This window comes from Brevirhabdus pacifica (assembly GCF_002797755.1).
GTDB lineage: Bacteria > Pseudomonadota > Alphaproteobacteria > Rhodobacterales > Rhodobacteraceae > Brevirhabdus > Brevirhabdus pacifica.
The window spans coordinates 17,297-27,287 of the sequence record NZ_PGFI01000017.1; the positions used below are offsets into that span (position 1 = coordinate 17,297).

Consider the following 9,991-nt stretch of genomic DNA (forward strand, 5'->3'; position numbering starts at 1 on the left):
TTATCCTTATTTTTCAGAGCCAGCCGTGGCGCTTGAAATAGACGTAAGGCAGGATTGCCGACAAGATCATCAGCCCGATGGCGAAGGGATAACCGAGCAGCCATTTCAATTCGGGCATGTGCTCGAAATTCATGCCGTAGATCGAGGCGATCAGAGTCGGCGGCAGGAAAACGACCGCGGCCACCGAGAAGATCTTGATGATCGCGTTCTGCTCTATGTTGATCATGCCGAGCGTCGCATCGAGCAGGAACGTGATTTTCTGGCTGAGGTAGCTTGCATGATCCGCAAGCGAACGGATGTCGTGTGACAGCGTCTTAATCCGTTCGCGCAGTTCCCGCGGGCTTTTCATCTCCAAGGATTGCTGGCCGAGGAACCCTGCGACGCGTTCAAGGGTGACGAGACTGTCTCGGATATTGGAGGTCAGGTCGCCCTTGCGGCCGATGGACTCGAGAGTTGCCTGGAAGTCCTGCGCTTTCGTGGGCTTGCCGTTCGAGCGGCGGAATACCTGGCGGGAGATCGCATCGATTTCCCTGCCGTCGCGTTCAAGGATGTCGGCGAGACGGTCGACAACGGCCTCGAGGAGCGCGACGAGAACGCCTTCGCCGGTCTCGCTGCCCATGGACACCTTGGCAGCCCGCGTCGGAAAGGTCGTGAAGGCGCGGGGGTCGTGATACCTGACCGTGACCAGCGTCCTGTCCGAAAGCACGAAGGAGACGGGCAACATCTCTGGGTCATCGCCATCGGCATGTGAAGGCAGGATCGCCGTCATGAAAAGCGCGCCATCTTCGGTGTAGAGACGGGAGGAAATCTCGATCTCCTCCATTTCCTCACGGGTCGGCACGTCGATGCCGAGCAGTGCCTCGATCTGGGCTTCCTCGTCGCCTACTGGGCTGAGAAGATCTATCCAGACAGCGGTCGCGTCGGGTTTCGGGAGCCCCTCGTGGCGGCCAAGCCTGCCGTCCTCATGCACATATGCTGTGATCACGCGCTAAGCCTCCCCTCGGTCCGATGATTGTCGAGGTGTCGCGCGCACCCCGTTTCTGATGGCAAATAAGCTGTCGGATCAGAGAATTACAGGGGAGTATTGTTGTTTTGTGTTCCTAGCGGAGATATCTGCCAAAACACAATACGAGGGGCATCCAATGCAGGAAGAGAAACAACAGCGCCAGAATGGCCAGGCGACCCTCTGGGGCAAGCCATCAGCCTGGCTCGTTTCGGCCGCCTTGTTCATCGGCCTGACAGCGACCGGCTTTGTCTTGGTCTCATCGATGTTCGGAGGCGAACTTCCACGTTTCGACGCAAGGTTGGTCCAACCGCAGGCTTTGGCCCTGATCCTCGGTTTTCTGGTGGTCTACTTTGTGTCTGACGGGCTGAGGCTCTACTTCGTCCTGCGCACGATCGGAGTCGGGGTGAAAATTCGTGAGATTTTCCCCCTTGTGTTCATCAACATCCTGTTCTCGAATGTGACACCCCTTGCGACGGGCGGTGGTTTCGCGCAGGTCTGGTACCTGCAACGGCATGGCGTGGCCGTTGGCAGTTCGGCCGCGGCGACGACGATCCGGACCATTCTCGCCATGCTGACGATCTTCCTTGTCGCCCCGCTCTTTCAATTTTTGCACCCGGGATCTTCGCCGAACGGATTTGCAAGGATCACCCTGCAGTCGCTGTCAGGATTCATCGTGCTCTATCTCGTTGGCTTCCTGATTGTGCTGCGCCGCCCCCACTGGATCGCAACACTACTCGGCCGACTTCTCGCGCTTACGTCTCGCATTGGTTTCCTGGGCACAGATAGACGGGACCGCTGGGCCAATGCGGTGCACCGCGAGACGGCGGAATTCTCGGCAAGCTTTGCACGCTTCGTCCGGGGATCGCATCTTTATGCCCTAGCGGCGGTAGCTTGCACGCTCGTGTTTCTACTGACGCTTTTCGCGTTTCCGGCGCTCTTGTTGGAAATTCTCGATTATAATGTGGATTGGTTGACGGTCATCGGGACGTTGTCGGTGGTGACGTTCCTGATGTATTTCGCACCGACCCCTGGCGGTGCTGGATTTGCGGAACTGGCCTTCGCCGGGTTCATGGCAGGCCGCATGGCCCCCGATGACCTTCTGCTTGTCATCTTCGCATGGCGGTTCCTGACCATTTATCTCGGCATGGCGAGCGGAACAATCGTTTCGATCCTCGTCCTTCGGCGGAAAGCGCAGCCAGGATGAACCGTGCCCTACTCTCTCTCTTCTTCTATGCAAACCTTGCAATCGTACTGACAATCGCGGGATACCGTGTCTATCTCTACGCATCGGCGCCGGATTCCAGCGCTCTTCTTGTCGGTCAGATTGAAGCGATCGAGGCCGAGGTCGCGGCGGATCGTCCGCTCAGGTTTGCGGTGGTGGGAGAAGGCAACAATTCGATCGGTGTCCTTGAGCGGCAGATCATCCCTCGGGTCAACTCGTCCGGTCTGGATTTCGTCGTCTCGGCCGGCAATCTCGTGAGCGGGGGCGGAGAGGACAAATACCGAGCGCTCCTCGGGACCCTGTCGCATCTCGATATTCCTTATCTTCTGACATTCGGGGAGAACGAGTACGAGGAGTTCGGAAGCGCTCGGTTTTATCAGCGGTTCGGGCCACACTTTTATTCATTTGCCCTGCCGCAGGCACGGCTCGTGTTTCTCGATGCCACCGGGCGCACGCCGACAGACTGGCAAGAGCGATGGCTGCGCGACATCCTGCAGGCGGATAGCCCTACGCCGGTGCTGGTCTTCGTGGGTCATCCTCTCGTCCCCCCTGTGCAGCAGACGCTTTTCGAACCGGATGTTGGTGCCTGGTCGGAAAGTACGAACCGTGACCGGCTCCTTGCCCTGCTATCGGAGCTCGACGTCGACATGGTGGTCTCGGCGGGGGCTGCGACATTCTCCGATCAAACCGTTGGCGGGGTCCGACATGTCGTCACCGGAGGAGCGGGCGGATTTGTTCTCAACGACGATGCGAGCTTTTACCACTACCTCGAAGTGTCGATCAGCGAGGGCGACATCAGTGTCGAGATGATGCGGGTCGATACCGCGCCCACCCCCCTCACGCGACAGCTCGAGGGACTCTGGTTCTTCGTATACTCGCTCTTCTATGTCGGCTGGCTGAATTTCCTACTCATCTTTTCGGCTTTCGTCATCGTCGGCATGTATCTCTACAACCGCCTGTTCCGGGAGCGGCACTACTATCCCGATTACGATAGCCGTATCGCCGTCGACCTCGGCCGCCCGCTAAAGGTGGTGATGTTCACCAATACCTATCTGCCGTTCATCGGCGGTGTCGCGATCTCTGTAGATCGCCTGAGAAAAGGTTTGGAGAAGCTCGGACACGAGGTGCTGGTGGTCGCACCCGCCTACGGCCAGCACGTCAAAGAGACCAGAGTCGTGCGCGTTCCGGCACTGATTGAAGCAGGCGGCCTTATCCGTGTCGCCAATCCGCTGCATCCTAGGACGTGGCAGGTGGTCCGGCAGTTCGGGCCGGACGTGATCCATCTTCATCATCCCTTCTGGCTCGGGTCTCTGGGGCATCGCATGGCGCGTCGGCTGAACGTCCCGGCTATCTTTACCTACCACACGAGGCTGGAACAGTATGCGCATACGATCCCCCTGCCTGGTGTCCTCTTTCGCAACGTGATCGCACACTGGCTCGTGCGGCGCTTCGCGAACAGCTGTGACGAGATCATCGTTCCGACGCCGGTGACGCGGGATTACGTGCGGCTGATCGGGGTGGACCGGCCCGTGCATGTTCACCCGACAGGAGTCGAGATCGAGCGATTCCAGCCACAGGAACCTTGCCAACTTGCTGCGCTCCGGTCCCGACACAACCCGGACGGTCGGAAAATACTGGTCACCGTGTCGCGGCTTTCGAAGGAAAAAAACCTCGACTTCCTGATCGCGGCGATGCGGGAACTCAAGGAGCGCCACGCGCCCCCCTTTCGTCTTCTTGTGATTGGGGATGGCGAGGAGCGGGCGCATCTGACCCGGACCATCCGGGACAAAGATCTAACCTCGGAGGTGAGCCTGGTCGGGTCTGTCTCGGAGCATCATATCCCGGACTATCTCGGTCTGAGCGATCTGTTCGTCTTTGCGTCCACATCGGAGACCCAGGGCATGGTCATCTTGGAGGCCATGGCGGCGGGTTTGCCCGTTGTTGCAGTGAATGCCAGCGGCGTGGACGCCTTCGTGCAGAATCGAAGGACCGGGGTTTTGACCGAAGAGAATATCGAGGTTTGGACCGATGCTGTTCATGCGCTTCTCGTGAACCGCTCCGAGCGCCATGCGATGGCGCAAGCTGCATTGAAAGAGGCCCGACAACACTCCGTCGAACGGTTCTCGACTGATATCGCACGGGTCTACCACACCGCGATTGCGGCGCGCTCAAAGTCCAAGACAAAAGGGGCTCTGCGTTCCAGTTGAACAGCATCACCTTTGCGTCAGGAGTTGGTGGATCAATGCTCGCAGTGCGCGGCGCCTATTCTCGGGCGTGCGTTAACAGTTTCAAACGTGCAGCATCACTGCTGGGTCAATCGCACTCGGTATTTTCGGTGGTCTCGTTCGGCATCTGTGTGTTGCAGAGACGTCCAGCCGTTATATCGGTGCCTTCGAGGATTGCGTCTTCGAAGACAGCGGCCTTAAGATCCGCTCCTTCGAAAGTCACGTTGACCAGACGCGCCCCCCTGAAGCTCGCGCCGCCCAGATTTGCACCGTTAAACGACACGTTCTCGATCACGGCGAAATCAAAGAGCGCGATGCTTAGATTCGCGCCTGCGAAATCGATTGCCCGCAGGGTCGACTCTTTCAGATCGACCCCTGTGAGCTTGCTTTCGGTGAGATCCAGCCCTTCGAAACTGCATGCCTGACATCGTCCAAGCATTCTCAACTGCGACGTGTCGCTGGCCTCTTGAGCCGCGACAGATAATGCCGAAAGGAAAACAATGAGTGCGGAAATCGCGGGGCCGAACGCCACATTCTTCTTGTTCTTTTTCAATTCTCGAGCCTCGTGATTGAAACACTTCACACCCTAGAAATCGAACAGATCGCCAAGAAAGGATTCGCGCTTCTTCTTGTAGGGGCGTCCACCATGCGAGTCAGTCCCCCGCGTGTCCTGCCGATATTCCTGGGCGGGCTCAGAAGCAGGAGGCCCCGCTCTCTCGATGATCTTGTCGAGTTCACCGCGATCCAGCCAGACACCCCGGCACTTCGGGCAATAGTCGATTTCGACACCGCTGCGCTCGGCAATTACCAATGTTTCACCGTCTACGGGACATTGCATGCGTTCTACTCCTGTGTGACTTCTATCCTCAAAGGAAGTAAGCACTTTCAGCAGGATTCCAATGCGCGCAGGCTGATAATTGCGCGAGCGGCGAGGTCAGTCCGGTTGCGGCGAAGCAAGGACAACAGAGGTTTCGAGCTCAGTCCCGTCTCGTAGCAGGGAAATGGCCACCCTGTCACCGGGTGCGTAGGCGTCAAGTGCATCGCGGATGTCATCCGAGGTCCTGACTGCCCGCCCGTCTATGGCCGTGATAACATCGCCCGGCACGAAGCGGCACGAGGGGTCCTGCCGGGCTGAAGATCGCCGTGTTCACCCCGATCAGCTGCCCTGCAATATCGATCAGCGGGCCACCAGAATTGCCGGGGTTGATCGCGGCATCGGTCTGGATCAGGCCTTCGATCGTTGCACCGCCACGTGTCGGGATCTCGCGGTCGAGCGCCGAGACGATGCCGGTCGTCAGCGTCCAGTCGAGACCGGAGGGACCTGCGGCGGTGCCGAATACCCTCTCAATTTGGAGTGATCCGGATGTCGGCTTTCTACTTCACGGCATTATCCCCTCGGGCTTGCAGAGAAAGTCCATTTTTTACACTGCGCGACAAACAATCCATCTCCGCCATGCTATCGAGCAACCAGCTCTTCGCCACCGTCCTCTCGCAGCATCGCTTCCATTTCATTCAATCCATCCACGGCGGAGCGCATCTGCGCCTCATCAACGACGCTCGCAGTGTCAGCATCCACGACGCTGCTGCCAAAATCCATCTCCATCTGTCGCTGTTCCTCGGCGATAACGGCTTGAACGACGGGCGCGGTTTTCTTCGGAACGCCGTCAGTTTGTCGTGACAGTTGACCCGCCGAAGCCTGAGCTGTGTTTTCAACGACGGCGTCAGGTCCACCTGGTCCATTCGAAGGCGGTGTCATCGGCATGGCGCGCACACTCAGCGGCAGCGTTCCCTGCGGCCCCCCTCCCCCAGGCTCCGGAAACGGCAACTCCCCCGTCTGCGCCCCGTGGATTGCCTTGAACATCCGGTCGTCAAAATACTGAATCCGCTTCGCCCGGACCGGCATCTGGGCATCGATGACCATGACGATTTCATCGAGCGGCAGGCGGCGCGCTTCATCTTCAGGCAACAACGAGCTTTCTTCGGTCCGGGTCGACTGGCTGCGCCCTTCAAAGGGGTTCTTGCCGATGGACTGGGATCGCGTGATGACGGTCTTCGTGGTCTTGCCGACCGCCTTGCTCAGCTCCTCGACGGTTTTTTCATCCGAGGGCGTCAAATAGAGCTTCACACCGGCATTGCCTTGCAGGGCGCGGCGGGTGTTCTCGCCGTAGATTTCATCGAGGGCGGGGATGGTTTGGGTGACCACGGCGAGGTGACCACGATAGGTGCGCAGGGTCTCGATGCTTTCGACCACGATGGGCATCTTGCCGAGACGGTTGAACTCGTCGAGCATGATCATCACGGGCCACGGCTCATCTGGCCCGGGATCCTTTTCCTGCATGGCCGAGAGAAGATCGGAGAAGAAGAGCCGGATCAGTGGTGCCAATGGTTTCACCATCAGCGGCTGGACCACGAGATAGACCGAAAAGGGCTTCTTGCGGATCGTCCGGAAATCAAAATCCGAGACCGCCGTCGCTTCATCGATGGCCGGGTTCTGCCATTGATCCAGTCCCGAGGTCATCAGGAGCGAGACATAGGAAGTCAGCGTATCGTTGTTGGTCGAGGCCAGCCGCGTGAAGATCAGTTTGGCCGCCCGGTTGTCGACTTCGTGGCCCCGCGCGAAATACTCCTTCTGCTTGTTCCCGCCCGAGGCCGCGATGCGATAGATCTCGCCCAAGGTCGGGCGCTTGCGCTGGAAGGCCAGCAGCCCTGCCGCCACGAAGAGATCGATCCCGCCCTTGAGGAGGCCCTGCACCCGGTCATTATCGCTCTGCAGGAACAGCGTCGCCAGGAGCTGCAGTTCCATCTGCTGGCGCGCGGGATCTTTCAGTTGATAGATGCGCAAGAGCGGGTTGTAGCGATGCGTGCGCTTGCCCTCCCAATCGGTGGGGGCAAAACGATAGACATTGTCGCCTTGGGCTGCGCGGTGACGGGCCGTGGCCTCGAAACACTCGCCCTTCACATCGAGCGTCACGGCGGAGCCTTGCCAGGTCAGCAGGTTCGGAATGACGAAGCCCGTGGTCTTGCCGCGGCCCGTGGGTGCCACGATCAGCGCATGCGGGAAAACCTTCGAGCAAATGTAATTGGCGCGGGAGCTCGGCGTCCCCAGCTTGCCGAGGATGAACCCGGTCCCTGGCGCCCCGAAGAAGCCATTGGCCTTCATCTCGCGCGCGGTCTGCCAATGGGTCTGGCCAAAGCGTGTGAGGGCCGAGCCTGAGAGGGCGAGGCTCAGCATCAGGCCGGCGGCGGCGAAGCTGCCGATGATCAGGTGAATAAGTTGCGCATCCTCCGGGCGGCGGTCCAGGATCGCCAGGTAGTTCTGCGCGATATATGCAAAGTCGATCTCGGCCCCGAAGCCGAGATCCTGGTAGGTCAGCACCGCCGAGGCGATGGTATAGCCCATGGCGGCGGTCACCAGCGTTACCAACAAGACACCGGTCGCGATCCGCGCCTTTCCCATGGGCGCGCTCAATGGACCTGTCCCCGCTCGGTCTCGCCATCCACGTCTGTGGCGCGGTGTTTTTCATATTCGGTGTCGGCAAGATCATCGACCACCTGGCGCAGGGCCTCCGTGTTGGCCGTCGCGGCATCGGATTGCAGGTAGACCTTGGCGACATAGAGCCGGTCGAGGCGGTCCTCGAGAACCTTGTCCAGCGCATCGGCATCGCCGGATGTGAGCCGCTCAAGTTGACGGTCATCCAGCACCCGCGCGATCTCGGTTCGGAAAGCGTCCCGCTCCGCCTCGGTCTCGAAAGGCGCGGACAACTCCCCCGCCCGCTCATGGTCCAGAACACGCGCAATCTCGTCTGCGAGGCGGTCGGTACGGTCAGACTGCGGCGCAGTTTCACCGCGGGCTGCGAGGAGTGCGTCGCGCGTGCCAACCCCAAGCCCCTCGCGCATCTCGGTTTCGCGGCGGACCTGATTGATGACCTCCGTGTCGCGTATCTCGACGACGGCCGCATAGGTCGCGCCGAGCCCACGGGCGAGATGGGACGGCATGTCCGGATAGCGCGCGCGCAAGTCATCCGTGACAGCATATGCAACGGGCGTGCGGACGTCGCGTCCCTCCATGATCCGGTCGACCTCGCGGGTGATCTCGCTGGCGCGGGCCGCATCGGTGATGGTCTCCCTGTAGGGTTCAGACCGGTCGATCACATCGCCGGGGCGTGCGAGCAGGTCCGGGTGTGCTTCGAGATACGCGCGCTGCTCCGTCTCGATCCGGCGCTCCGCTCGCGATACAACCTCCCAATCCCGGTCCTCGATCTGCTGCGCGGTCAGGCCGTCTGCGCGCATCTCCTGACGGATTGTCCCTTCCATCGCCCGCACCGCGTCCCGGTGATAATGGAACCGCTCGCTGACCGGTTCCGCTTCCATGACGCCATCCCGGCGCAGCACGTTCTCCCGTTCCAAGAGCGTGCCGAGCGTGACATGCACATCGTTGAGAATGTCGCGCGCCTGTTCCAGATCGGCGCGGCGTTCGAGGTTCAGATCGCGCGCCTCGGCCACCTTGGAGAGATCATCTGCGATCCATTGATGCTCCAGCGCGGCGCTCGAGGCCCCGGTCTCGATCCGGGCCACCACTTCGGATGTGCTGATCCCCGTGCCGCGCAGGGCCGCGTCGATCCGTGAGTGCAGGCCTGGCTCGGCAAGACGTTCTAGCTGGTTGGTGTCGATATTCGCCTCTGAGTAGACCCCGCCCTCCGACGGCACCTCAGACAGCGTGCTCGATCGCAAACCGAGAGGCTGCATGTGCTGGACCTGCGTCTGGATCTCGATGAGGCGTTTTTCCAGCACGGGACGTTCCGCGTCAGACTTCTCGGCGATCATGCCCTGCACCCGCGCGAGCTTTTCCGCATAGAGGCTTCTGAGATCCTCGAAGCTTTGATCCTCGGCCATATACACATCTCCTGTTCGGTCCACCTGCCCGCCATGCGCCAGCACCTCGCCCGCGCGGAAGAGTGCCGCGGCAATATCCTCGCGGGCTTCACGCGAAGCCTCCGCGGCAAGCGAATGGTAGACGGTTCTGGTGTTGGCGATCTCCGCCAGCGTCCGGGTCAAGTCGGCCCCCACGCGTTCGCGCTCGCGGGGCGCGCGGCCCTCGTCTTTCGCGGCGTAAACCTCGCTGGTGCGGGCTGGGTAATGCACGACGCCGCGATCCACCCGCCGCGTGGCCTCCAGCCGTACACCATACTTCTCGGCCTCCTCGACCATGGCGAGGCGGAAGTCGTCATAGTTGAAGCGGTGGTTGCGCCCCAGAAAGAAGAACTCGCCTTCCTGCGAGCGACGGTTCAGCACCAGATGCGCATGCGGGTGATCGCGGTCTTCATGCACTGCGATGATGTAGTCGAAATGCCCCTCATCAGTCTGGAAGAACCGCTCGGCCACATCCGTCGCAATGTCGCGCACATCCTCTCCGCGCGTGCCGATGGGGAAGGACATGAGCATGTGGGTGGTCTGTCCGAGCTTGGGCTTGAAGCCCGCATCCCACCGTTTGGCAAAGCGCTCGGTCAGGTCCTTGATGTCACCGGCCTCGAGCTTCGC

General features: G+C 60.5%; 9 protein-coding genes. 2 read left to right on the forward strand and 7 right to left on the reverse strand.

The window, feature by feature from the left end:
* Positions 1-13: 13 nt before the first annotated feature.
* Positions 14-985, reverse strand: coding sequence for a magnesium/cobalt transporter CorA (corA, locus tag CLV77_RS15935; protein ID WP_076981239.1), 972 nt, complete (start codon positions 983-985; stop codon positions 14-16).
* A 157-nt stretch (positions 986-1,142) separates the two neighbouring features.
* On the opposite strand from corA, the gene CLV77_RS15940 reads away from it, so the two are divergent.
* Entirely contained in the window at positions 1,143-2,210 is a 1,068-nt protein-coding gene (locus CLV77_RS15940; RefSeq protein ID WP_076981240.1) for a lysylphosphatidylglycerol synthase transmembrane domain-containing protein, read from the forward strand.
* Positions 2,123-4,435, forward strand: coding sequence for a glycosyltransferase (locus CLV77_RS15945; RefSeq protein WP_211285983.1), 2,313 nt, complete (start codon positions 2,123-2,125; stop codon positions 4,433-4,435). The genes CLV77_RS15940 and CLV77_RS15945 overlap by 88 nt, the downstream gene beginning before the upstream one ends.
* A 106-nt stretch (positions 4,436-4,541) precedes the next feature.
* On the opposite strand, the gene CLV77_RS15950 is transcribed toward CLV77_RS15945, so the two are convergent.
* The 6 genes from CLV77_RS15950 to CLV77_RS15975 form a co-directional block, all read right to left on the reverse strand.
* Positions 4,542-5,006 carry a pentapeptide repeat-containing protein gene (locus tag CLV77_RS15950; protein WP_233128179.1) on the reverse strand — a complete coding sequence of 155 codons (465 nt, stop codon included), beginning with the start codon at positions 5,004-5,006 and terminating at the stop codon, positions 4,542-4,544.
* A 33-nt stretch (positions 5,007-5,039) separates the two neighbouring features.
* The gene (locus CLV77_RS15955; RefSeq protein WP_076981242.1) at positions 5,040-5,291 is read right to left on the reverse strand and encodes a TFIIB-type zinc ribbon-containing protein; all 252 of its coding nucleotides are present in this window, start codon (positions 5,289-5,291) and stop codon (positions 5,040-5,042) included.
* Positions 5,292-5,387: 96 nt separating this feature from the next.
* On the reverse strand, positions 5,388-5,558 hold the full coding sequence (locus tag CLV77_RS16960) for a PDZ domain-containing protein (protein WP_083707950.1): 171 nt from the start codon (positions 5,556-5,558) through the stop codon (positions 5,388-5,390).
* On the reverse strand, positions 5,503-5,802 hold the full coding sequence (locus CLV77_RS16965) for a S1C family serine protease (RefSeq protein ID WP_198945103.1): 300 nt from the start codon (positions 5,800-5,802) through the stop codon (positions 5,503-5,505). Before CLV77_RS16965 ends, CLV77_RS16960 begins: the two co-directional genes overlap by 56 nt.
* Positions 5,803-5,909: 107 nt before the next feature.
* Positions 5,910-7,910 (reverse strand): type IV secretory system conjugative DNA transfer family protein, encoded by a 2,001-nt coding sequence (locus tag CLV77_RS15970; protein WP_076981243.1) that lies wholly within the window; start codon positions 7,908-7,910, stop codon positions 5,910-5,912.
* Positions 7,911-7,918: 8 nt separating this feature from the next.
* Positions 7,919-9,991: relaxase/mobilization nuclease domain-containing protein (locus CLV77_RS15975; RefSeq protein WP_100339215.1), on the reverse strand; the 2,073-nt coding region annotated here is incomplete at its 5' end.

What these genes read in the sequence shown, in the direction of transcription:
- CLV77_RS15945 (WP_211285983.1), top strand. Translation starts at nt 2,123, where the DNA reads ATGGCGGTTCCTGACCATTTATCTCGGCATGGCGAGCGGAACAATCGT.
- CLV77_RS15955 (WP_076981242.1), bottom strand. Translation starts at nt 5,291, where the DNA reads ATGCAATGTCCCGTAGACGGTGAAACATTGGTAATTGCCGAGCGCAGC.
- CLV77_RS15940 (WP_076981240.1), top strand. Translation starts at nt 1,143, where the DNA reads ATGCAGGAAGAGAAACAACAGCGCCAGAATGGCCAGGCGACCCTCTGG.
- CLV77_RS15970 (WP_076981243.1), bottom strand. Translation starts at nt 7,910, where the DNA reads ATGGGAAAGGCGCGGATCGCGACCGGTGTCTTGTTGGTAACGCTGGTG.